Below are 22,393 nucleotides of genomic sequence, written 5' to 3' on the forward strand. Positions count from 1 at the left end.
GAAGGGACACCATGGAAAAGAGTACGAACAACAAGCTGCGCAAGGCCGCCATGGCCGTACTGGCGCCCGCGATGGCCCTCGGCGCCACCGTCGGCCTCGCATCCGCCCCCGCTTCGGCCGCCGTCTGGAACTCCTGCGACCAGTGGGCCAACACGAGCCTGAACGGCTACACGCTCTACAACAACATCTGGGGCTCCGGCGCCGGCAGCCAGTGCATCTGGGCCAACTCCGGTACCAACTGGGGCGTCTGGGCCAACCACCCCAACACCGGCGGCATCAAGTCCTACCCGAACTCCAAGAAGGTGGTCAACAAGACCATCGCCTCCCTCGGCTCGCTCACCAGCAGCTACAACGTCACCGTCCCGTCCTCCGGCGCGTACAACACGTCGTACGACATCTGGGACACCGACTACGACTACGAGATCATGCTCTGGGTCAACTACAACGGAGCCGTCGGTCCGCTCGGCACCTCGCAGGGGTCCGTCACCCTCGGCGGCCACTCCTGGAACGTCTACAAGGGCAGCAACGGCGCCAACGAGGTGTTCTCCTTCCTGCGCACCTCGGACTCCTCCTCCGGCACCGTGGACATCAAGCCGATCCTCACCTGGATATCGGGCACCAAGGGCTGGATGTCCAGCAGCGAGACCATCGGGGACGTCCAGTTCGGCTACGAGATCACGTCGTCGTCCGGCGGCCTTGATTTCCGAACAAACAACCTGACCGTCAGCAGTAGTTGACCGAACGGGGTGGGGTCGCGGGGTTAGATGAACCCATGCGTATCACCACCCCCCGCATCATCACCCCCCTCATCACCACCGCGTTCGCCGCCGCCGCGCTGCTCGCCTCCTCGGGCAGCGCGACGGCGGCCCCCGCGTCCTCCCCCCTGCTGCCCGTCGCGTCCCTGGCGGCCGACCGCCTCGCCACCGCCGACCTCGTGGCCGCCGCCAAGTGGGGCACCGACAGCCCCATCGACGACCCCGCCCGTGAACAGCAGGTCCTCGACTCCGTCGCTGCCCAGGCGCAGCAGATCGGCGCCGATCCGGACGAGGTCCGGGCCGTCTTCCGCGACCAGATCGAGGCCAACAAGACCGTCCAGCGCGCCCTGTTCCGCCGCTGGACCGCCCACCCCGACGAGGCGCCGACGACCAAGCCGGACCTGAGCGTCGTACGGCAGACCATCAACCGCATCAACACCGGTCTGGTCACCGCCCTGGCCGACACCACCCCGGACCGGTCCTCGGCCGGCTGCCGCCCTGAACTCGCCCTCGCCGTGGTCGAGGTCCACCACGAGAAGCACCCGGACCTCCTGCACACCGCCGCGCTCGTCCGCTCGCTCGACTCCGTCTGCCGCTGACACGCGCGTGCGGCCGGTCCCTCCCCTATCGGGACCGGCCGCACGCTTGTGCACAGCTACTCCGCTACTCCGCCACGGGAAGCCGCGCCCCGTCCCGCAGGAACAGCGGGATCCGGTCCAGCGGGGCGTCGACCGTCACGGTCGTCCCGCCCTCGTACGTCTCACCGGTCCACGCGTCCGTCCAGGTCGCGCCCGCCGGGAGGTACGTCGTCCGGGCCGTCGCGCCCGCCGTCAGCACCGGGGCCACCAGCAGGTCGGCGCCGAGGAGATACGCGTCGTCGACCGACCAGGCCGCCTGGTCCTCGGGGAACTCCAGGAACAGCGGCCGCATCGGCGGCAGACCCTCCTCGTGGGCCTCCCGCATGACCTCCAGGACATACGGCTTCAGGCGCTCGCGCAGCCGCAGATACCGCTCCAGGATCGCGCCGGCCTGCTCGCCGTACGACCACACCTCGTTGGGGCCGCCGGTCATCTCGGGGCCGAGCGGCATGCCCGGGTCGCGGAAGCCGTGCAGGCGCATCAGCGGGGACAGGGCGCCGAACTGGAACCAGCGGACCATGACCTCGCGGTACGCCTCGTCGTCCGGGTCGCCGCCGTGGAAGCCGCCGATGTCGGTGTTCCACCAGGGGATGCCGGACAGGGCGGTGTTGAGACCGGCCGCGATCTGGCGGCGCAGGGTCGGGAAGTCGGTGCCGATGTCCCCCGACCACAGGGCAGCCCCGTAGCGCTGACTGCCCGCCCACGCCGACCGGTTGAGGGTGATGACCTCCTCCTCGCCCTCGGCGCGCAGGCCCTCGTAGAAGGTGCGGGAGTTCTCCGCCGGGTAGCTGTTGCCGACCTCCAGGCCCGGGCCCGCCCAGTAGCGCAGGTTCTCCTGGAAGCCCGGCTTCAGCTCCGGCTCGCAGGCGTCCAGCCAGAACGCCGTGATGCCGTACGGGGTGAGGTAGTTGTCGCGGACGCGTGACCACATGAAGTCCCGCGCCTCGGGGTTGGTGGCGTCGTAGAAGGCGACCTGGACGGTGGAGGCGACCTCCTTGTCCGGCCAGTCGGCGTGCGCCATCGGACCGTACTGCGTGCCGATGAAGTAGCCGCGCTGCTCCATGAGCTGGTGGTTCTCGGAGAGCGGGGACACCGACGGCCAGACGGAGACGACCAGCTTGATGCCGAGCTCCTCCAGCTCCCGCACCATCGCCGCCGGGTCGGGCCACTCGGCCAGGTCGAACTTCCAGTCGCCCAGGTGTGTCCAGTGGAAGAAGTCGCAGACGATCGCCGAGATCGGCAGCCCGCGACGCTTGTACTCCCGGGCCACGGCGAGGAGTTCGTCCTGGGTGCGGTAGCGCAGCTTGCACTGCCAGAAGCCCGCCGCCCACTGAGGGAGCATCGGCGTGCGGCCGGTGACGGCGGTGTAGCGGCGCTGGGTGTCGGCGGGGGCGCCCTCGGTGATCCAGTAGTCGATCTGCCGGGCCGAGTCGGACACCCAGCGCGTGCCGTTGTGGGCGAGCTCGACACGGCCGATCGCCGGGTTGTTCCAGAGGAGGGTGTAGCCGCGGCTGGAGGTCAGCACCGGGATGCCGACCTCGGCGTTGCGCTGCACCAGGTCCAGGACCAGGCCCTTCTGGTCGAGGCGCCCGTGCTGGTGCTGGCCCAGGCCGTACAGCTTCTCGTCGTCGTACGCGGCGAACCGCTGCTCCAGCCGGTGATGGCCGCCTCCGACGGCGGTGTAGAGGCGCGAGCCCGGCCACCAGAAGTGGGCCCGCTCCTCGGCGAGGAGTTCGCCGCCGTCGTCCGTGCGCAGAAAGCGGATCAGGCCCTCGCCGTTGACCACGACGGTGAGGCTGCCGACGGTCAACTGCCCCTGACCGTCCTCGATCTTGACCGTGTACGACGTGGCGGGCGCCTCATCGAGCAGCGCACCCGGCAGTCCGTCGAGGACCGGTCCGCCGAGCCGGGCCCGTACCCGGACGGCGTCCGGGCCCCAGGGCTCGATCCGGAGGGTCTCCTGACGGCCGCTCCACTCCAGAGCGCCGTCCCGCTCACGGAACATGCCGACGGTGGGAGACGACTGCGCGAGGCTTACCCGGGTCTGGTTTTCGGCAGGCTGATTCACGTGTGTGCTCCTGGAGGAGTGCAGACATGGGGGTGCCCTGGAGAGGGCGGAAACGCCTGGTACTAGGGGCTGCTGGACTACTCCGGTGCCGGACCCGTGCTCGCCCGGACCGTCAACTCGGGTGCCAGGAGCACGACTTCGTCCTTGCCGCGCCCGTCGAGCTTGGCCACCAGGTGTTCCACGGCGTGCCGGCCCATCTCCTGCGCGGGGATGGCGACCGAGGTGAGCCGCACCGAGGCCTGGGTGGCGACCTGGTCGGGGCAGATCGCGACGACCGACACGTCCTCAGGCACGGCACGGCCCTGCTGGCGGAGCAGGGCGAGCAGCGGCTCGACGGCGGACTCGTTCTGCACGACGAAGCCGGTGGTGGCCGGGCGTTCGTCGAGGATGCGGGCGAGGGTGACGGCCATCGCGTCGTACCCGCCCTCGCAGGGCCGGTGCAGCAGCCGTAGGCCCAGCTCCTGGGCGCGCGACCGGAGCCCGTCGAGGGTGCGCTCGGCGAAGCCGGTGTGCCGTTCGTAGACCGCGGGGGCCTCGCCGATGACAGCGATGTCGCGGTGGCCGAGCATCGCGAGGTGCTCGACACAGAGCGCGCCCGTCGCCCGGAAGTCCAGGTCGACGCAGGTCAGTCCGGTGGTGTCGGCGGGGAGGCCGATGAGGACGGACGGCTGGTCGGTGCCGCGCAGCAGCGGCAGGCGCTCGTCGTCGAGCTCGACGTCCATCAGGATCATCGCGTCGGCGAGCCCGCTGCCGGTGACGCGGCGTACGGCGTCGGGTCCCTCCTCGCCGGTGAGCAGCAGGACGTCGTACCCGTGCGTCCGGGCCGTGGTGGCGACGGCGATGGCGATCTCCATCATCACCGGTACGTACATGTCGGTGCGCAGCGGGACCATCAGCGCGATGATGTTCGACCTGCTGCTGGCGAGGGCGCGGGCGCCCGCGTTCGGGTGGTAGCCCAGCTCGCGGATGCTCTGCTCGACCCGCTGCCGGGTGGCTCCGGAGATGGACCGCTTGCCGCTGAGGACATAGCTCACCGTGCTCGCCGAGACTCCGGCGTGCTGGGCGACCTCGGCGAGGGTGACCATCCAGCTCTCCAAGCTTTGTGAAGCGCTTCGACAGTGCGCGGTGCGAATATGGGCGGGTGGGGTTGGTTCGACAGTAGCCGCAGCGGGGGTGGGTGTCCATAGGTTGTCGAAGCGCTTCGACACGGACTGCGGGCCGGGGTGCACCCAGGCTCTCATGTCTCCGGCGCGGACGTCTCCAAGGGCAGCGGGCGCCTCGACGCCAAGGTGTACTCCATCAACATCGACCAGTGTCCCGAACGTCCGTTCACCCCGTGTCATCATGGCGTTCACTGACGCAGCATGGGGACACGAGGGGGGCTCGTGGGGACTCTGACGGCATTGCGAGGGGCGCAGAAATCGGCGAAGGGGGTGTCGCTCTACTCCCGGTACGTGAACCGGCCGGCCGGGCGGATCCTGGCGGCCGGTGCCTACCGGATGGGGCTGACGCCCAATCAAGTCACGCTGATCAGCGCGGCGTTCACCTTCACCGGCATCACCGCGGTGGCGCTCGTGCGGCCGTCCTGGCCCCTCGCGCTCGCGGTGTACGCGGCCCTGGTGGTCGGCTTCGCCTTCGACTCGGCGGACGGCCAGCTCGCCCGGCTCACCGGCAAGGGCGGGCCCGCGGGGGAGTGGCTGGACCATGTCGTGGACTGCGCGAAGATGGTCGCGCTGCACACCGCGGTACTGATCGCCTTCTACCGGTTCTTCGAACTCCCCGGTGACGGCTGGCTGTTGATCCCGCTCGGCTTCCAGCTCGCCGCCGTGGTCACCTTCTGCGGCGGCCTGCTGACCGAGCAGCTGAAGCGGGGCCGTCCCGCCGAAGGGGCCGGCGGCACCCCGGCGGCTCCGCCCTCCCGGGTACGGGCCATCGCCCTGCTCCCGGTGGACTACGGGGTGTTCTGCCTGGTCTTCCTCACTCTCGGCGCGCCCGAGGTGTTCCGGGCGGCCTACACGGCCCTGGCCGTCGTGCACGCACTGTTCCTCGTGGCGTTCCTCGGCAAATGGTTCAGGGAGCTGTCCGCGCTTCCCCGGATCCCGGTGTGACCAGGGCGTCCAGCGCCCTGCCCAGCAGGGTGCTGGACGTGTGCACGGTGTACGGGAAGTACACGACCTCGACGCCCACGGTCGCGAAGTCCCGCTCCAGGCGCTCGCCCTTCTCGGTGCCCCGCCAGTCGTCACCCTTGAAGATCACGTCGAACCTGACCTGCTTCCAGGTCTCCAGCTTGTCCGGCACGGTCTCCACGAACGCGGCATCCACATGCCGCACACTGCGCACGATCTCCAGCCGCTCCGGCAGCGGGATCACCGGTTTGCGGCCCTTGGCGAACTCGGCCATCTCGTCCGAGACGACCCCCGCGACCAGGTAGTCGCACTGGCTGCGGGCATGTCGAAGGATGTTCAGGTGGCCGATGTGGAACAGGTCGTAGACGCCGGGCGCGTAGCCGACACGATGGACCATGCGTTCTCCCCCCACGGATGAACGTCAACCCAAGTCCGGGTTAATGATCCGACGACCTTACTTTGAATGCTCCCCTCCGGGCAGGAAACGGGGATTTCTGGCTCAGGCAGCCTCCTGGAGCTGCGCTCCAGGAGGTCTCACGCCCTCGTCACCAGCTGGGTTCAGACCTGCCCGGACGAGCATCACGCGTGCGGAGTTCTTGTCTCTGGGGGAGACGAGTCCGCAGGCGGTGCAGGTGTAGGTGCGTTCTGACAACGGCAAGGCGTGCTTGGCTCTCGCTCCGCACCTGCCGCAGTCCATCGTGGTGTGCGCGGGATGCACTAGGCGTACGTCCCGCGCGTGTTTGCGGCCCATGTCCAGAAGGGCCTGCTTGGTGGCGCCGATCGCCGCGTCCGCCGCCTTCCTCGCCATGTGCGTCTTGGCGAGGAACTTCGGCCTGAAGTCCTCCACTGCAATCGCGTCGTGATCCCGCACGGCCTTCTTGGCCCACTTGCGAGCCGTGTCCTGCCGCTGCCGTGCCATCTTCTGGTACGTCTTCGCCCGCCACCGCTTCGCTTCTCGGTAGCCCTTCGAGGCGGCCTGGCCCTTCCCGGGTCTACGGCGGGCCATCATCCGGTCGTAGCGGCACAGTTTCTCCTCGGCCTTCTTGCCGTGTTGGGGATGCGGAAGATCATGGGCGTCGGAGGTGGTGGTCGAGATCTCCTTCACCCCCCAGTCCACCCCCAGAACCCGCCCCGTAGCGGGCAGCGGCTCCGTCCGGGCGAGGACGACGAAGGAGGCGTACCAGTGGCCGACACTGTCCGGTACACGCGCACGGAGGACGGTGCGGCCGGCAACTGCCTTGACCACGCCAGTGATACGGCGATCCCGCCCGCCAGGTGCAGGCGATCACCATCGATCCGGAACCCGCGCTTCGTGTAGTTCAGCGTCGGTGAGGTCTCGCGCTTCTTCTTGGGTCTCGGCATCCCGGCCCGCTGCCGCTGCGGAATGCCTTCCCGGATGTCCTTCTGTGCCTTCGCACGGGACTTGCCGAAGTCCCGGATGCTCTGTTGCTGTGGTACCGAGCTGCCTTCGCGCAGCCACGGCATGTGCTGCCGGGCCGCCGTAAGCATCTTGTCGAGCTGGGGCCGGGCCACAGGTCTGTTTCTCGCCGGTGGTCTTGTTGTGCTGATAGGTGGCCTTGGACTTGGCGACGCACTCATTCCAGACCCATCGGCAGCGACCCCACTCGGCCAGCAACGCGGAGCGGGCGGTCGACGACGTGCGCAGCCGGTAGGTGTAGCGGGCGGGCCCGGCCTCCGCAGTCCCTGTCGCACGCGTCATCTGTCCCCCCCGGTCGCAGCCTCAGGTCAGGATGCCGATGTCAGCCCGAGCCCGACGGCAGGACCATATGTGCGGCCGCCGCACGCGTGTGCCCAGATCACGCAGCCCTCACCCTGAAGGATGATCATGCGTACGTGTGTTCGTGGCACCTCCACGAGAAACAGGTGAAGCCCCCCTGGAGATCTGGTGAACAGTTAAGGTGGTCAAGGATCACTTCCGGGGGGAAGGGGACCGGCGTTGACCGGATCCGCATCACATCTGCACCCGCTTACCGGCCGCACTCTGCTGCTGGTCTCCACCAACTACGCGCCCGAGCACACCGGTATCGGCCCCTACGCCACCCAGCTCGCCGAGCACTGGGCCGCGCGCGGTGCCGACACGCATGTCCTCGCGGGCATGCCGCACTATCCGTCCTGGCGGCTCGACCCGGCCTACGCGGGGCGCTGGCGGGTGACGGAGTCCCGCGCGGGGGTCACCGTGCATCGGCGCAAACACACCGTGCCGCCGCGGCAGACCGCCCTGCGCCGGGCCCTGTTCGAGGCCTCGCTGCTCGCCCATCAGCTGGTGGCCCCGCCCCGGATGCCCCGCCCGCACGCGGTGGTCGCCCAGATGCCCAGCCTGGCCGGAGCGGTGGTCGCCGCGCGGATCGCCGCCCGGCACCGGGTGCCGTTCGTGCCGGTCGTGCAGGACCTGATGGGGGCGGCGGCCGCGCAGAGCGGGATCAGCGGCGGTGACCGGGCGGCGGCGGTGGCGGCGCGGGCCGAGCGGTACGCGCTGAGCCGGGCCGCGCTCGTCGGGGTCATCCACGACAGCTTCCGGCCCCGCATCCAGGCCATGGGCGTCGACCCCGGGCGGATCCGCCTCGTCCCCAACTGGTCGCACGTGTCACGTCCTTCGGCCTCACGGACGCAGACCCGGGCCCGGCTCGGCTGGGCCCCCGACCGTCAAGTCGTCATGCACTCCGGGAACATGGGGCTCAAGCAGGGCCTGGAGGTCCTCGTCGACGCGGCCCGCCTCGCCCCCACGGTCGACTTCGTGCTCATGGGTGACGGCAACCAGCGCGCCGCCCTCCAGGAGCGCGCCCGCTCCATCCCCAACCTGCACTTCCTCCCGCCCGCCGAGACCGCCGACTTCCCGGACGTCCTCGCCGCCGCCGACGTCCTCGCGGTCACCCAGCGGGCGTCCGTGCTCGACATGAGCGTGCCCTCCAAGCTGACCTCCTACTTCGCCGCCGGGCGGCCCGTCATCGCCTCCGTCGCCGCGGAGGGCGGCACCGCCGACGAGGTGCGCCGCTCCGGCGCCGGCGTCCTGGTGCCCCCGGAGGACCCGGCCGCGCTCCTCGCCGCGCTCAAGGAACTCGCCGCCGACCCCGCCGAAGCGGACCGACTCGGGTCCCGCGGGCCCGTCTACGTGGACGAACACCTCAGCGCCGCGGCCGGACTCGGCCGCCTGGACGACCTCCTCGCCGAGGCACTCGGCACGAACGGCAGCACCGCGCACGAAGGAGCGGCACCGGAATGAACGACGACATCCGCGGGCAGCAGGACGAGCCCGAGCTCCTGCGCGACCAGGTCCAGCAGGTTCTGCGGCACCGTGTGCTGGTCGCCGGGGGACTGCTGGCCGGGCTGCTCGCCGGGGGCTGGTTCGCCTACGGGTCGACGGCGACGTACGAGTCCTCCAGCGAGGTGCTCGTGCGGGCGGCGACCATCAACCCGTATGCCACCAACGGCGTCTCGGTCGACAAGCAGATCAACATCGGCAGCGAGCGGCAGACCGCCGCGGGCAACGCGGTCGCCGAGCGCGCCGCCGACAAGCTCGGCCTGGACGCCGACGAGGCCGGGGATCTGCAGAAGCGGCTGCAGGTCACCAACCCGCCGGACACCCTGGTCCTGAAGTTCTCCTATGTCGGCGCCACGCCCCAGAGGGCCGCCGCGGGTGCCGAAGCCTTCGCGCAGGCCTACCTCGACTACCGCGAGACCCAGACCACCGGCACGGTCACCAACATGATCGCCGGATACAAGAAGCAGCTCGACCCGCTGGCCAAGCAGCGCGAGGACCTCCTCGACCAGATCGACCAGCTCGAAGGCGACACCGAGAAGAGCACCGCGCTCGCCGCACAGGCCAACCTGCTCAGTCAGATCGCCGAACTCACCAACGACATATCCGAGTTGAAGGCCCTGGACACCACCCCGGGCTACATCACGGTCAAGGCCGAGGAGCCCGCCGTCGCGGAGGGCCTCGGCACGCCCATGCTCATCGCCCTCGGCGGAGTCGTCGGCCTCGCGCTCGGACTGCTCGGCGCCTGGCTGCGGATGATCTTCGACCCGGCGGCCCGCTCCGCCGACCAGGTCTCCCGCGCCCTGCGCGCCCCCGTCCTCGGCAGCCTGCCCAGGGTCCCGGAGGAGCCGCTCCTCGCCGCCGACGGGGCACTGGCCGAGCAGTACCGCTCGGTCGCCTTCCGGCTCGCCTACGACCGGCACTTCGCCGACCGCCGCCGCCTCCTGGTCGTCGAGCCGGGCGGCGAGGGCACCACCGCCTCCGTCGTCGCCGTCAACCTCACCGCCTGCTTCGCCGAGACCGGTATGTCCGCCCTGCTCGTCGAGGCCGACCTGCGCCACCCCGACCTCGCCCGCCGTCTGCCCGAGGCGCCCGGCGCCCGTCCCGCCTGGGCCGACCGCGAACCCCTCGACGGCAGCCCATGGCCCGGCGGCCGCCACATCACCGTCGACGCGGGTGAGTCCGGCACCTTCGACCTCGTCCCCGGCGTCCGCGTCCCGCACGTGGCCCGCACCCTCACCTCCGCCGCCACGACCCGCCTCATCGACCAGGCCGACGCCCCCAACACCACCGTCGTCGTCCTCGCCCCGCCCGTCCTCTCCTACGCCGACGCGCTCGCCCTCGTCGACCGCGTCGACGGCGTGGTCGTCGTCTGCGACCCGCGCACGGTCGCCCGTACGGCACTGGAGCGCATCCGCGAGCTCATCGACGGCGCCGGCGGCCAGGTCCTCGGCGCGGTCCTGCACCAGGCGGGCAGCCGGCGCCGGGCCCGCCGCCGGGTGGCCCAGCAGACCGCCGCCATCCCGAACCCGACCCTGAGCCCGGAATCCGTCACCCGGGACACCCTCTCCTCGGGTACTCGGTGAGGGCCCGCACGGCCCTTGTCAGCTCCGTCCTCGACCAGGCGGTGAGCGCGCTCACCAACATCGCCGTCCTGGTCCTGGTCGCCCGCCACAGCGAGGCCGACACCTTCGCCCTCTTCGCCACGGCCTACGTCGTCTTCAGCGTGTTCCTCGGCGGCTTCGGGGCGTACGTCGGCCAGGAACTCGTCCTCCACAAGGAGCGGCCGCCGTGCCGCGGCGCGGTCGCCTTCACGGCGTCCGCCTCGACCGTGCTCGGTGCGCTGCTGGCGGGCGGCGCCTTCCTCGCCACCGAGGACGCCGCCGTCTTCGCGGCTCTGGGCCTGGTCCTCCCGATCACTCTCACCCAGGACACCCTGCGCTACTGCTTCTCGGTCCTCCGTAAGCCCCAACTGGCGCTGGCGACGGACGCGTTGAGGCTGGGGGCGGTCCTCCCCGCCCTCCTCCTCCAGCCGGACAACACCTCAGCGGCCCGTACGACGCTGGTGTGGGGCCTGTCCGCACTCCCCGCCCTCCTGCTGGCACTGCTCCTGCTCCGGACGCAGACGAAGGGCGAGCGGACCGACCTCAGGCGCTATCTCGTACGAGGGCACCTCGGCCGGCGCTTCCTCGTCGAGTTCGGCGTCGGCAACGCCACCAGCCAGCTCGCCGTCCTCGCCCTGGGCCTCTTCGCGACCCCGCTCGCGGTCGGCGCCCTGCGCGGGGCGACCACGCTGTTCGGCCCCCTCAACGTGGCCTTCAACGCGGCCACCGGCTTCGGACCACCCCTCCTCAACCGCCACCCTGCCCCGCGCAAGGCGGCCCTGCTGGCGGGCACCGCGCTGGCAGCGGTGGCGGCGGGCTGGGGAGCCGCGCTGTACGCGCTGCCGAGCAGCTGGGGCCGTCAACTCCTCGGCGACACCTGGGAGTCGGCGTCGAAGGTCCTCCCGGCGACCGGCGCCCAGTACGCGGCGATGGCCTTCGGCGTCTGCGGCCTCCTCGCCCTCCGCGTCCTCTCGCCCCGCGCCACGATGCCCGTACAGCTGGCCTTCTCCCCGGTCTCGGCCGGCCTCCTGCTCGCCGGCTACGCCTGGACGGGCGTCGAGGGCGCCGCCTGGGGCCTGTGCCTGGGCTCGGCACTGAAGGGCACGGCGGCATGGATCCAGACCACCAGGGCGCCCGCACCGCACCAGGCAGGTAGGGCTGTCGCCACCGCTCCGGACGCGGCACACTGAACCCCTGCGGGGCCTTCTCGGCGACTCGAAGCCGGTATGTCGGCGCGGCTCCCGGCGTCAGTGGCCCGGTGGCGGGCCCTCAGCGCAACTGTTGCCGCCGCTCCGGACGCAGTGTCGTGATGAGCGCCAGGCACATGATCCCGATCGCCGGCCGCCCCGACGCTGCAGCAGCGGCCCCGGCAGCAGAATGGCTGAAGGGCGCGGCGGCATGGATCCAGGTCACCAGGGCGCCCGCGCCGCAACGGGTCGGTGTGTCTGTCGCCACCGCTCCCGGCAGGGGTCGCCCGAGCGGCGGGCCCTCAGCGCAACTGTCGCCACCGCCCCGGACGCAGGGTCGTGATGAGCGCCAGGCCGGCGAATCGCAGAGAGGCGACCAGGTCGAGCTCCTGCAAGCTCGGGGCTGGACCCAGGGTGCTCGCGCCGCAGCAGGTCGGCGCGGCTGCCGGCGCCGGTGACCCCATGGCGGGGCCGTCAGCGCAGCTGCCGCCACCGTTCCGGACGCAGTGTCGTGATGAGCGCCAGGCACATGATCCCGATCGCCACCCGGCCCGAGGCCTGCAGCAGCGGGCCCCGTAGCAGGATGAAGGAGTAGCCCGCGACCAGCGGTACGGCGAGGGTCAGGATGCTCGTCGGGCCGGGGCGGACCACCGTGCGGGCGTAGCGGCGGTCGACCCGGGCCGAGGCCCAGCCGATCAGGCCGAATCCGGCGACCATCCCGAACGGGCCGAAGTCCAGCCAGAGTTCGGCCCACAGGGGTGAGGAGCGGTTGGTGTTGGCGGCCGCCATCCACTCACTCACCATCACGCCGGTGTCCTTGGGCTTGTCGGTCCACACCGAGCGGGGCACGAAGAACAGGGCGGAGCCGGCCAGCTGGCGGCCGTAGGTGTGGCCGTTGCCCGCGTCGGCGTACGTGATGGTGTTGGCGAACATCGCCATCTGGTCGTAGTCCTTGAGCACCAGCGGGTCCAGCACCGAACTGGTCTCGGTGGCCCTCGTGTTGGCCTCGTCGTAGCGGAACTTGTCGGCGAACGGGAAGATCAGCACCGCCGCCGCGACACCGAGGGACAGGGCCGCCCGGTACATCGCCGGGCTCTGCGGGAACACCGTGAACAGCAGGGCAAGGAGTACGGTCAGGAACCAGTAACGCGGGTTCGAGATCGGGTTGTTGACGATCCCGTTCAGGCCGACGAGCGCCACCAGCGCGATCCACGGCAGCGGCCTGCTGCGGGCCCGCGGGGAGGTGATCAGCCAGCGGGTCACCACCATCAGCGCGAGCAGCGCCGGGACCGTCCCGAAGCCGCGCAGGATCGCCGTACTCGCCTGGGAGCCGGGCGTGGAGATGCCGCTCGTCGCGATCGACTCGTTGATCTCCATCCGGCTCGCGAAGAACACCGAGAGCCCGCCGAGCTTCATCACGAACAGCCCGCTCCCGACGAACGCCACCGCGATGAGCAGCGCCAGGCGCCGCCGGGAGACCATCGCGGGCCGGAAGACGGTCCGCGCGGTCGACCGCGCCCCCGGCCGGACCAGCAGTGCCCCCGCGTCGAAGGCCACGCACGCCACCAGGACGAGCGCGACGGCGGCCGCGAGATCGGACCGCGACCCCGCGACCGGCACGGGTGTCTTGCCCACCACGACCTGGGCGAGCGCGGCGATGCCCATCGCCATGTAGACGAACAGCCAGAAGGTGCCCTGGAGCAGCTTGCGGTGCCGGCCCAGGATCATCGCGGAGAGCCGGGCGCCCGAGTAGACGGTGAGCACCAGCTGGAGCCAGAACACCTGGTCGCGCAGACCGGCGCCGGGCTGGAGCGCGACGAACGCCGGCATGAGGACGGTGAGGCTGAGGACGAGGGGCAGTGCGAGGACACGGCGGAGCGCGCCGCGCGGTGAGCCGCCGGTGGTGGCCTCGACGGGCCGTCGCGCAGCCAGAGTTACCGCCGACATGAGCCCCCCTCTACGTTTAGTTCACAGAGTCTACGGATTTGTGTGCGAGGTACGGACTGAATCCCTAGGGTGATTGGAAAGGGGGTATCGAGGGGGGTAATTCATGCGCGACCTACGGACGTTCACGCTGACCGGGTACGACAAGGGACGCGGGATCGCCGTCCAGGCGCTGTGGTTCTGCGTGATGAACACGCTGTTCATGGCCTGGTTCTGCCCGGCGCGGGTGCGGGTGGCGCTGCTGCGGGCCTTCGGCGCGGAGATCGGCGAGGGCGTGCTCATAAGACACCGCGTCCGCATCCTGTGGCCCTGGAAACTGACCGTCGGCGACCACACCTGGATCGGCGAGGGCGCCTGGCTGCTCAACCTCGAACCGGTGACTCTCGGCTCCCATGTCTGCGTCTCCCAGGAGGCGCTGCTGTGCACGGGCAGCCACGACCACCGCAGCACCGACTTCCGGTACCGCAACGCGCCCATCCGCGTCGAGGACGGCGCCTGGATCGCCGCGCGCGCGACCGTGCTCGCCGGGGTGACCGTCGGACGGCACGCCGTGGTCGCCGCCGGGACCGTGCTGGGGCGCGACCTCCCGGAACTCACCCTGCACACGGCCGAGGGCAGCCGCGCCCTGAAGGAGCCCACCCCGTGAGAGCCCTGCACGCCGTCACCCTGCACACCCCGACGCAGGCCTTCGGCGGCCCGGTCCGCGTCGCCGTGAACCTCACCGGAGGCCTCGCCGCCCGCGGGGTCGAGACCCGGATCGTCGCCCTCGCCGACGGCTTCGACGGCCCGCTCCCCACCGACGTCGACGGCCGCCCCGCCCTCCTCTACCCGGCCCGCCGGGTGGTGCCCGGCGCCGGCTTCAGCGGCATCACCTCGCCCGCCCTCCTCGCCGGCGCCCGCCGCCTGGTCAGGGCCGCCGACGTGGTCCACGTCCACCTCGCCCGCGACCTGGTCACCCTGCCCATCGCGCTGGCCGCCCTGAGCGCCCGCCGCCCGCTGGTGGTCCAGACGCACGGCATGGTCGACCCCAGCGACAAGGCCCTGGCGAAGGTGCTGGACGCGGTCGCGGTCCGCCGGGTGCTGCGGCGCGCCGACGCCGTCCTGCACCTCACGTCGTACGAACGCAAGGGCCTGGACGCGGTGCTGGGCGGCCAGGACCCCGGCAACGGCGTGCGGCTGGTCAACGGGGTGCCCGCGCAGGAGCGGCGGCCGCGCCCCGAGGGGCCGCCGCGGGTGCTCTATCTGGCTCGGATGCAGGCCCGCAAACGCCCGTCGGACTTCGTCGCCGCCGTCCCCGAGGTGCTGCGGCGGCACCCGGACGCCCGCTTCGTGATGGCCGGGGCCGACGAGGGCGAGCTCGGGGCCGCCCTGAAGCTCGCCGACGCGCTCGGGGTGTCCGACTCGGTCGACTATCTGGGCAGCCTCGCGCCCGGTGCCGTACTGGACGAGCTGCGCCGCACCCATGTGCATGTCCTGCCCTCCGTGGACGAGCCGTTCCCGATGTCCGTCCTGGAGGCCCTGTCGGTGGGCGTCCCGTCGGTGGTGACCCCCACCAACGGTCTCGCCGACGATCTCGCGCGCTCCGGCGCGGGACGCGTGGCGAGGACCCCTCAGGCGCTGGCCGCCGAGATCCTCGCCCTGCTGGAACCCGCCGCCGCGGACACCGCCTCCGCGGCGGCCTGGCAGCTGTCCCGTACGTCGTTCTCGCTGGAGGCGGTCACCGACCGCCTCCACACCCTCTACGAGTCCTTCGCCCAGGCGTAACACCCGCCGGAGGTGAAGGATCTGGTCCCCTTCTTGATGGTGATCCGGTGCTTGGCGCCGGTGGCCGAGTCGAGGGACCACGAGCAGTCCTTCGCCGGGGTCAGTGCCCGGTAGGTGCCCGGCGCCGGGTCCTCGTGGGTGCCGTCGGCGTAGCCGCCCTCGGCGTCCTCGATGAGCGGCTTCAGCTCGGGGCACAGGCCCTTCACCGCGCCCTCGGCGTCCTTGATGTCCCCGGCGATGATCGCCCCGACCGTGGCGTCCCGGTCGATCTTCGCGGTGGCGGCGAGCTTGTCGCAGGTCTCCTGACCGGCCTGCAGGATCGCCGCGGGATCGGTCCCCTCGGGCACGCGCCCCGACAGGTACTTCTTCTCCTTCTTGGTGAACGACCCGGTGACCGGGGTGAGTTCGTCGTCGGGGACGGTGTTCTTCGGCCCCTGGGACGCCGCGGGCGCCTTGCTGGGAGCGGCACTGGACGGCGTACCGGAGGAACCGGACGCACCGGAGGGGGCGGACGGGGTCACCGAGGCGCCGGCCCCGTTCCCCGCCGCCTGCGTGCGCTGGTCACCGCTCCCGCCCCCGCCGCCGCACGCGGCGAGCAGGGGCAGGAGCAGCAGTGCCGCGAGGACGGGCCGCCTCATGGAGTCGTTCCGGTCGAGTAGTGCGAGGCTACCTGACCGGACGTCAGGACTCCCCCGTACACGGCGACTTCGTCGATCTGCCCGGTGAAGAACCGGCTCGACGGACGGTTCGGCCAGCTGTCCAGGTTGTCGCCGCCGACCCGCCAGAAACCACTGGACTGCTCGTTGCCGGTGACGAATATGTTGGAGGCGCGCTGCGTGCCGTCGACGTACAGCCTCATGCCGTCGCTGCCCTGGGTGGCGACGACATGGTGCCAGTTGCCGTCGTTGAAGGACTGGGACGTGGTGATGGTGCGGACCGTGCCCGTGTAGACACCGAAGACCAGCCGCCCGTTGTTGGTCATGTAGACGTGCTTGTCGTACGACGTGGACGTCAGCTGCACCTTGTTGGCGAAGCCGATGAGCTTGCCGCCGCTGGTCGAGGTCGTCTTGAACCACAGTTCCAGGGAGTAGGCCGACGGTGCAGAGTGGCGCCTGTCGGTGTACGTCCACTCGCTCTGCGAGCCCGTGTAGCCCACCGAGGAGGCGGAACCGGCGGCCCCGTCCGGGACGGCCAGGGTCGGCGCGTTCCAGTGGACGCCGCTGTCGTCGCCGCTGGAGCTGTCGGCGGCGTAGGCGTTCGCGGTCTCGTTGAACCGCCAGTACAGGTTGGCCCCGTCAGTGCGCACCTTGGTGGCGTACGCGTCGGCCGTGCTCGCCACCGTCACCGACTGGGCGGTGGTCCTGGAGGTGGTGTTCGTGCCGTCCGAGGCGCTGATCCGGTAGGAGTGCGTCTCGCCCGCCGCGACCGCCGTGTCGGTCCAGGTGATCTGGGGGCGCGACCAGGGCAGCGAGTCGCCCTCGACCTCGTACACCGGGGTGCTTCCGCCGTCCTTGTAGACGCGGTACGTCAGCCGGCTGTCGTCTGTGTCGTAGCTGGAGCGCCAGTGCACGGCGACCTTGCCGGCCTCGATGCTCTCCACCCGCACCTGCGGCAGGGTCGGCGCGCCCGTGTCCGGGCCCGAGGAGACCCGGGTCAGACCCTGCTGGGCCGTGCCGCCGACGGTGGTGAACTCGCCGCCGATCCACAGGTAGTCGGTGCCGTTCTTGGGCGCCAGGGCGAACACGCGCGGGCCGATGCCCTCGCCGATGCCGTCGTTGGTGTCCGGGGCCCAGCCGAGCAGCGCCGGGTCGGCCGTGGTCTGGGCGAGCAGATGGCGGCGCTGCCCGTCCGGGTAGGAACCCATGGAGGAGCAGTCGTGGGCGTGCGAGGCGCTGTAGATGACGCCCTGGTAGAGCTGGAGGGCCTGGGTGGCGCCGAGGCAGGTGTCCCGCCAGCGCTGTGCGAAGGTGTCCGGTTCGAAGGCCGCCCGGCCGTCGAAGACGCCGCCGCCGGTGCCCTCGTGGGCGGTGTAGACGCCGGAGGCGTCGGCGGTGATGTCCTTGACGACGGAGGTGTTCGGGAAGAACCCGCTCGGGTACGCCTGCGTCACCGCTCCGGTCGTGGCGTCGGTGATGGCCAGCGCGTGCGAGTTGGCGCCGTTGACGTCGAAGAAGTCCCCGCCGACCGCCACATGCTGCCCGTCCGCGGTGACCGCGACGGCCCGCCCCGGTTCGTCGGCGTTCGCCGTCCACGAGGTCAGCACGCCGGAGGTGTCCACGGCGGCGAACCGCTGCCGGGTCTCGCCGTTGACCGTGTTGAAGTCCCCGCCCAGGTAGACGGTCGAGTCGGTCACGTCCAGCGCCCGCACGGTCGCCGTGACCGCCGGATGGAAGTCGGGGCTGGGGGTGCAGGTGTCGATGTCGATCGCGGCGAGGCTGTTCACGCCGACGCCGTTCACGGCGCCGAAGTACCCGCCCGCGTACAGGGTCTGCCCGTCCGGAGACACGGCGAGCGCGCGGACGGTCGCGGTGCCCGAGCCGACCGTGAAGGACAGGGTGCAGCCGGTGGGTGCACCGGTCGCGGCGTCGAACGCGGCGAAGTTCACCGCCGGTTGCTCGGCGGGGTCCCCGGCGGCCGCACCGGCCGGGCGGATCGCCGAGAAGGTGCCGCCGGCGAACACCACCCCGTCGGCCTGCGCGAGGGCGTACACGATGCCGTTGGTCTGCCAGGTGTCCAGATCGTCGGCGGTCAGGGCCACCGGGCTGGTGAGCGCGGCGGCGGGGGTGGCGGTCAGTGGGACGGTGAGAAGGGGCGCGGTGAGGGCGAGTGCCAACGCCGCGACGCCTCTTCGCGAACCGGGCCTTCCGGTTCTGCGACTCTGTGATGTGCCGTGCATGTCTTTCTCCTTGTACTGCGAGCGGTACTCCGTGCGATCGGATGCGGGGGGTGGTGGTGAGTGGAGGGCCGGGCGGCCCGGGGGAGGGGAGACCGGGCCGCCCGGCTGTCAGGAAAGGGGCTCAGGACGGACCGAAGGTGAGCACCAGCTCGGGCCGGTAGTCCTCGGTCCCGACCTCGCTGGACCACAGCCACAGCGCATCGGTGCCGCCACTGGTCAGCGCCAGCGACGAACTCGTCCCGAGCAGCGGGCTCAACCCGCCGGTGTCCAGGGCGACTTCGTAGTCCGTCGACACCGCGCCGGGCGCGGCCAGCGTGCCAAGCACCGTCGAGGACAGCCCGGGACGGTTCGCGTACGTCACCCCCGCCTCGGTCCAGTCCCCGGTCACCGGTACGACGTCGAAGGAGTCCGCCGAACCGGCCGTGCTCAGCGAGGTGGTCCGCAGCCGCAGCACCGCGCCCGTCAGCTCGGTACCGCTGGGCGCGGCCGGCAGGGCGAAGCGCAGATAGCTCTCGTACGCCGCGCTGCCACGCACCGCCAGCGAGGTCGACGTCCCGTAGTTCGTCGTGGTCGCCGCCCCGTTGACGTACGAGTCCTCGGTCGCGGCCAGCGTGACCGTGGTCTCCCCGCCCCCGCCGGAACCGGTACCGATCGCGTGGTGCTCGGCGATCTGCCCGGCGCTCAGCGCACTCGGGTACACGGCCGTCTCGTCCACCGTGCCCGCGAAGAACATGCTCGTCGGGTTGGACGGCCACCCGGTGAGCGTGTCCGCGCCCACCCGCCAGAAACCGGTGTAGTTCAGCGCGGTCGTCGCCGTGTTGGAGCCGACCAGCACCCCGTCCACGTACAGCGCCATCCCGCCCGGCCCCTGCGTGGCGGCCACATGGTGCCAGGCACCGTCGTTGTACGCGGCGCTCGACAGGATCGTCGCCCGGGTCCCGAACCGGCCCGTGCCGAAGCCGAGCTGCCCCGCGTTCGTCATGTAGACGAGCCGGTCGGAGTTGCGGCTGAAGTACCCCTGCCCGGAACCGAAGTTGTCCCCGAACCCGATGATCCGCCCACCGCTGGTGGTGGTCGTCCGGATCCATGTCTCCGCGGTGAAGGCACCCGGCCGCGCATGCCGCTTCTCGCTGTACACGTACTCCGACGTGCCGTTGAGCCCGAGAGCCGTACTGGGCCCGGGCACCGCGGCCGGTGTCTGCCGGTACGACGGGCTGCTCACATACGCCCCGCCGTCGTCGCCACCACTGCTGTCGGAGGCGAAGGTCCCCCCGGATTCGTCGTACCGCCAGTACAGCGAGGCACCGTCCCCGCGCACGGCGGAGGCGTACGCGTCCGGCGCGCTCGCCGCCGTGGCACTGCGGGCCGTCGACAGCGCGCTGGTGTTGGTCCCGTCGCTCGCCGTGATCCGGTACGAGTACGTCGTCCCGGCGGTCACCGAGGTGTCCGTCCACGACACCTGCGGCCGCTCCCACGGCAGCGAGTACACGGTCGTGGTGTGGATCGGTGTGGCCGACCCGTTCCGGTAGACGTTGTACGTCAGGTTGCCGTCGTCCAGGTCCTGGCTCGCCTGCCAGCGGACGTTCACACTGCCCGGAGTGTCACTGGAGACCCACGCGGCGGGGGTGCTGGGCGCCCCCGTGTCGGGACCGGTGCCGAAGCGGCCCAGACTCTGCTGGGCCGACCCGTTGACGGTGGTGAACTCGCCCGCCAACCAGAGGAATGCGGAGCCGCCGCTGGTCGCGAGCGTCAGCGCCCGCGGGCCGAGCTGCTCGCCGGTGCCCTCGTTGGTGTCCGGCGCCCAGGCCAGCAGCGTCGGGTCGGCCGTGGTCTGGGCGAGCAGATGCTTGCGCTCGACATTGGGGAACTCGCCCATGGAGGAGCAGTCGTGGGCGTGCGAGCCGCTGTAGATCACGCCCTGGTAGAGCTCGAGGGCCTGGGTGGCACCCAGGCAGGTGTCCCGCCAGCGCTGTGCGAACGTGTCCGGCTCGAAGGCCGCCCGGCCGTCGAAGACGCCGCCGCCGGTGCCCTCGTGGGCGGTGTAGACGCCGGAGGCGTCGGCGGTGATGTCCTTGACGACGGAGGCGTTCGGGAAGAACCCGCTGGGGTATGTCCGTGTCACCGCTCCGGTCGTGGCGTCGGTGATGGCCAGGGCGTGCGAGTCGGTGCCGTTGACGGTGAAGAAGTCCCCGCCGATCGCCACGTGCTGCCCGTCCGCGGTGACCTCGACGGCCCGCCCGGACAGATCGGCCTCCGCCGTCCACGAGGTCAGCGCCCCGGCCGGCGTCAGCGCGGCGAACCGGGCCCGCGCGGTGCCCCGTACGGTCGTGAAGTCACCGCCCGCGTAGACCGTCCCGTCGGGCGCCACGTCCAGGGCCCGAACGGTCGCGTTGAAGGCCGGGTTGAACGCGGCCCGCGCGGCGCAGGTGTCGATGTCGATCGCGGCGAGCCCATTGACGGCGACCCCGCTCACCGCGGTGAAGTAACCACCCGCGTACAGGGTTTCACCATCCGGAGACACGGCGAGCGCCCGCACGGTCGCCGTACCGCTGGTCCGCGTGAACGACAGCGAACAGCTTGTCGGCGCCCCCGTCGCCGCGTCGAAGGCGGCGAAGTTCACCGCCGACCGCGTCCCGGCACCCCCGGAGGCGACCCCGGGCGGCCGGATGGTGGAGAAGGTACCGCCCGCGAACACGGTCCCGTTGTGCTCGGCAAGCGCCCACACGATCCCGTTGGTCTGCCAGGTGCTGAGATTGTCGGCGGTGAAGGCGACGGGGGCGGTGACGGCGGAGGCGGAGGGAGCGGCGGCGAGGCTCCCGCCCAGCAGCCCGGCGACCAGGGCAAGCACGGACATGAGCGCGCGCCGAATCGGGCCGCGCTTCATTCCGTGCGGTTGGGCAGTGTTTTTAAGGGGCGCGGGGCTGTGACATTTGCGGCTCCGCCGCGTGGGCGCGACCAGCCACGACGCACCCGCAGCCGCTCGACGGCATATCGCGGCACCCCCTATCGCGGCTCTTCGCACGACATGCCGTCTCATCTGTCCACCCTGACAGCCGTGCCGGCCAACTCCTGCTCCAGTCGGGAGACATCCGCATCCACCATGATCCGCGCCAGCTCACGCACCTTCACGGACGGCTTCCAGCCGAGCAGCTCCTCCGCCTTGGAGGCGTCGCCGATGAGCGCGTCGACCTCGCTGGGCCGCTCGTACTTGGGGTCGTAGCGCACGAACTCCCCCCACTCAAGGCCCACATGGGAGAACGCGACCTCCAGGAACTGCCGCACACTCGCCGCCTCACCGGTGGCGACGACGTAGTCGTCCGGCACGTCCCGCTGCAGCATCCGCCACATCGCCTCGACGTACTCCGGCGCGTATCCCCAGTCCCGCACCGCGTCGAGGTTGCCCAGATACAGCCGGTCCTGCAGCCCGGCCTTGATCCGGGCGACGGCCCGGGTGATCTTCCGGGTCACGAAGGTCTCACCGCGGCGCGGGGACTCGTGGTTGAAGAGGATCCCGTTGACCGCGAACATGTCGTACGCCTCGCGGTAGTTGACGGTCGTCCAGTAGCCGAAGACCTTGGCGCACCCGTACGGACTGCGCGGATGGAACGGCGTGTTCTCGTTCTGCGGCGGGGGAGTGGACCCGTACATCTCCGAGGACGAGGCCTGGTACAGCCGCGTCTCGATCCCGCTCGCCCGCACCGCCTCAAGGAGCCGGACCGCGCTCAGCCCGGTGACGTCACCCGTGTACAGCGGCGCGTCGAAGGAGACCCGGACATGGGACTGCGCGCCCAGGTTGTACACCTCGTCGGGCCTGAGATCCCGCAGCAGGTTCACCAGCGCCACGCCGTCCGACAGATCGGCGTGATGGAGCACGAAGGACCGCTCCGGCTGGTCCGGCCCCTGGTAGATGTGGTCGATCCGCTCGGTGTTGAAACTCGACGACCTGCGGATCAGGCCGTGCACGGTGTACCCCTTGCTCAGGAGCAGCTCCGCAAGATACGAGCCGTCCTGACCGGTGACTCCCGTGATGAGTGCCGACTTGCCCATCAGTACCCCCCTCTATGCGGCCGAAGTGGCCGTGTTTTTCTGTGAATTGACCGGAATTACTGCGGAACGTCCCCCGAGCGGGCCTGT

Annotated in this window: 16 protein-coding genes and 1 pseudogene; 8 read left to right on the forward strand and 9 right to left on the reverse strand. The window is 71.1% G+C overall.

What is annotated here, in order from left to right:
- The first annotated feature begins 11 nt into the window (after positions 1 to 11).
- Complete coding sequence (locus tag PH203_RS25560) at positions 12 to 737, forward strand: hypothetical protein (protein ID WP_289922823.1); 726 nt, start codon at positions 12 to 14, stop codon at positions 735 to 737.
- Positions 738 to 772: 35 nt separating this feature from the next.
- On the forward strand, positions 773 to 1,354 hold the full coding sequence (locus tag PH203_RS25565) for a chorismate mutase (protein ID WP_289922824.1): 582 nt from the start codon (positions 773 to 775) through the stop codon (positions 1,352 to 1,354).
- Between the two features lie 64 nt (positions 1,355 to 1,418).
- Here the strand turns inward: PH203_RS25565 and PH203_RS25570 are convergent, their stop codons facing one another.
- Both PH203_RS25570 and PH203_RS25575 read right to left on the reverse strand, forming a co-directional pair.
- Positions 1,419 to 3,461: a glycoside hydrolase family 31 protein gene (locus PH203_RS25570; protein WP_289922825.1), complete on the reverse strand. Its 2,043-nt coding sequence runs from the start codon at positions 3,459 to 3,461 to the stop codon at positions 1,419 to 1,421.
- Between the two features lie 77 nt (positions 3,462 to 3,538).
- Positions 3,539 to 4,546, reverse strand: a complete 1,008-nt coding sequence (locus PH203_RS25575) for a LacI family DNA-binding transcriptional regulator (protein ID WP_289922826.1) — start codon at positions 4,544 to 4,546, stop codon at positions 3,539 to 3,541.
- A 279-nt stretch (positions 4,547 to 4,825) separates the two neighbouring features.
- Between PH203_RS25575 and PH203_RS25580 the strand changes: the two genes are divergently transcribed.
- A complete protein-coding gene (locus PH203_RS25580; RefSeq protein WP_289922827.1) occupies positions 4,826 to 5,569 on the forward strand; it encodes a CDP-alcohol phosphatidyltransferase family protein in 744 nt (247 codons plus the stop codon).
- Here PH203_RS25580 and PH203_RS25585 read toward each other — a convergent pair.
- Both PH203_RS25585 and PH203_RS25590 read right to left on the reverse strand, forming a co-directional pair.
- Positions 5,532 to 5,984 carry an adenylyltransferase/cytidyltransferase family protein gene (locus tag PH203_RS25585; protein WP_079310266.1) on the reverse strand — a complete coding sequence of 151 codons (453 nt, stop codon included), beginning with the start codon at positions 5,982 to 5,984 and terminating at the stop codon, positions 5,532 to 5,534. The genes PH203_RS25580 and PH203_RS25585 overlap by 38 nt on opposite strands.
- Before the next feature lie 102 nt (positions 5,985 to 6,086).
- Positions 6,087 to 7,307: pseudogene (locus tag PH203_RS25590) on the reverse strand (transposase).
- 288 nt (positions 7,308 to 7,595) lie between these two features.
- Between PH203_RS25590 and PH203_RS25595 the strand changes: the two are divergent.
- Genes PH203_RS25595 through PH203_RS25605 form a run of 3 tightly spaced genes read left to right on the forward strand, consistent with a single transcriptional unit; the run spans position 7,596 to position 11,658 of the window.
- Positions 7,596 to 8,828, forward strand: coding sequence for a glycosyltransferase (locus tag PH203_RS25595; RefSeq protein WP_289922881.1), 1,233 nt, complete (start codon positions 7,596 to 7,598; stop codon positions 8,826 to 8,828).
- On the forward strand, positions 8,825 to 10,450 hold the full coding sequence (locus tag PH203_RS25600) for a lipopolysaccharide biosynthesis protein (RefSeq protein WP_289922828.1): 1,626 nt from the start codon (positions 8,825 to 8,827) through the stop codon (positions 10,448 to 10,450). Before PH203_RS25595 ends, PH203_RS25600 begins: the two co-directional genes overlap by 4 nt.
- The gene (locus PH203_RS25605; protein ID WP_289922829.1) at positions 10,447 to 11,658 is read left to right on the forward strand and encodes a hypothetical protein; all 1,212 of its coding nucleotides are present in this window, start codon (positions 10,447 to 10,449) and stop codon (positions 11,656 to 11,658) included. Before PH203_RS25600 ends, PH203_RS25605 begins: the two co-directional genes overlap by 4 nt.
- Before the next feature lie 471 nt (positions 11,659 to 12,129).
- On the opposite strand, the gene PH203_RS25610 is transcribed toward PH203_RS25605, so the two are convergent.
- Positions 12,130 to 13,602, reverse strand: coding sequence for a hypothetical protein (locus PH203_RS25610; protein ID WP_289922830.1), 1,473 nt, complete (start codon positions 13,600 to 13,602; stop codon positions 12,130 to 12,132).
- Positions 13,603 to 13,705: 103 nt separating this feature from the next.
- On the opposite strand from PH203_RS25610, the gene PH203_RS25615 reads away from it, so the two are divergent.
- Both PH203_RS25615 and PH203_RS25620 read left to right on the forward strand, forming a co-directional pair.
- Positions 13,706 to 14,245 carry a WcaF family extracellular polysaccharide biosynthesis acetyltransferase gene (locus PH203_RS25615; RefSeq protein ID WP_289922831.1) on the forward strand — a complete coding sequence of 180 codons (540 nt, stop codon included), beginning with the start codon at positions 13,706 to 13,708 and terminating at the stop codon, positions 14,243 to 14,245.
- On the forward strand, positions 14,242 to 15,363 hold the full coding sequence (locus PH203_RS25620; protein ID WP_289922832.1) for a glycosyltransferase: 1,122 nt from the start codon (positions 14,242 to 14,244) through the stop codon (positions 15,361 to 15,363). The genes PH203_RS25615 and PH203_RS25620 overlap by 4 nt, the downstream gene beginning before the upstream one ends.
- Here the strand turns inward: PH203_RS25620 and PH203_RS25625 are convergent.
- The 4 genes from PH203_RS25625 to gmd form a co-directional block, all read right to left on the reverse strand.
- Entirely contained in the window at positions 15,339 to 16,001 is a 663-nt protein-coding gene (locus PH203_RS25625; RefSeq protein ID WP_289922833.1) for a hypothetical protein, read from the reverse strand. The genes PH203_RS25620 and PH203_RS25625 overlap by 25 nt on opposite strands.
- Positions 15,998 to 18,259, reverse strand: coding sequence for a LamG domain-containing protein (locus PH203_RS25630; RefSeq protein ID WP_289922834.1), 2,262 nt, complete (start codon positions 18,257 to 18,259; stop codon positions 15,998 to 16,000). The genes PH203_RS25625 and PH203_RS25630 overlap by 4 nt, the downstream gene beginning before the upstream one ends.
- Positions 18,260 to 18,380: 121 nt before the next feature.
- Positions 18,381 to 21,113, reverse strand: coding sequence for a LamG-like jellyroll fold domain-containing protein (locus PH203_RS25635; RefSeq protein WP_289922835.1), 2,733 nt, complete (start codon positions 21,111 to 21,113; stop codon positions 18,381 to 18,383).
- A 179-nt stretch (positions 21,114 to 21,292) separates the two neighbouring features.
- On the reverse strand, positions 21,293 to 22,306 hold the full coding sequence (gmd, locus tag PH203_RS25640) for a GDP-mannose 4,6-dehydratase (RefSeq protein ID WP_289922836.1): 1,014 nt from the start codon (positions 22,304 to 22,306) through the stop codon (positions 21,293 to 21,295).
- Positions 22,307 to 22,393 lie beyond the last annotated feature (87 nt).

Source organism: Streptomyces sp. S.PB5 (genome assembly GCF_030403745.1).
In the GTDB taxonomy this organism is placed as follows: domain Bacteria; phylum Actinomycetota; class Actinomycetes; order Streptomycetales; family Streptomycetaceae; genus Streptomyces.

What these genes read in the sequence shown, in the direction of transcription:
- PH203_RS25560 (WP_289922823.1), top strand. Translation starts at nt 12, where the DNA reads ATGGAAAAGAGTACGAACAACAAGCTGCGCAAGGCCGCCATGGCCGTA.
- PH203_RS25565 (WP_289922824.1), top strand. Translation starts at nt 773, where the DNA reads ATGCGTATCACCACCCCCCGCATCATCACCCCCCTCATCACCACCGCG.
- PH203_RS25575 (WP_289922826.1), bottom strand. Translation starts at nt 4,546, where the DNA reads ATGGTCACCCTCGCCGAGGTCGCCCAGCACGCCGGAGTCTCGGCGAGC.
- PH203_RS25580 (WP_289922827.1), top strand. Translation starts at nt 4,826, where the DNA reads ATGGGGACACGAGGGGGGCTCGTGGGGACTCTGACGGCATTGCGAGGG.
- PH203_RS25585 (WP_079310266.1), bottom strand. Translation starts at nt 5,984, where the DNA reads ATGGTCCATCGTGTCGGCTACGCGCCCGGCGTCTACGACCTGTTCCAC.
- PH203_RS25600 (WP_289922828.1), top strand. Translation starts at nt 8,825, where the DNA reads ATGAACGACGACATCCGCGGGCAGCAGGACGAGCCCGAGCTCCTGCGC.
- PH203_RS25610 (WP_289922830.1), bottom strand. Translation starts at nt 13,602, where the DNA reads ATGTCGGCGGTAACTCTGGCTGCGCGACGGCCCGTCGAGGCCACCACC.
- PH203_RS25615 (WP_289922831.1), top strand. Translation starts at nt 13,706, where the DNA reads ATGCGCGACCTACGGACGTTCACGCTGACCGGGTACGACAAGGGACGC.
- PH203_RS25625 (WP_289922833.1), bottom strand. Translation starts at nt 16,001, where the DNA reads ATGAGGCGGCCCGTCCTCGCGGCACTGCTGCTCCTGCCCCTGCTCGCC.
- PH203_RS25630 (WP_289922834.1), bottom strand. Translation starts at nt 18,259, where the DNA reads ATGCACGGCACATCACAGAGTCGCAGAACCGGAAGGCCCGGTTCGCGA.
- PH203_RS25635 (WP_289922835.1), bottom strand. Translation starts at nt 21,113, where the DNA reads ATGTCCGTGCTTGCCCTGGTCGCCGGGCTGCTGGGCGGGAGCCTCGCC.
- gmd (WP_289922836.1), bottom strand. Translation starts at nt 22,306, where the DNA reads ATGGGCAAGTCGGCACTCATCACGGGAGTCACCGGTCAGGACGGCTCG.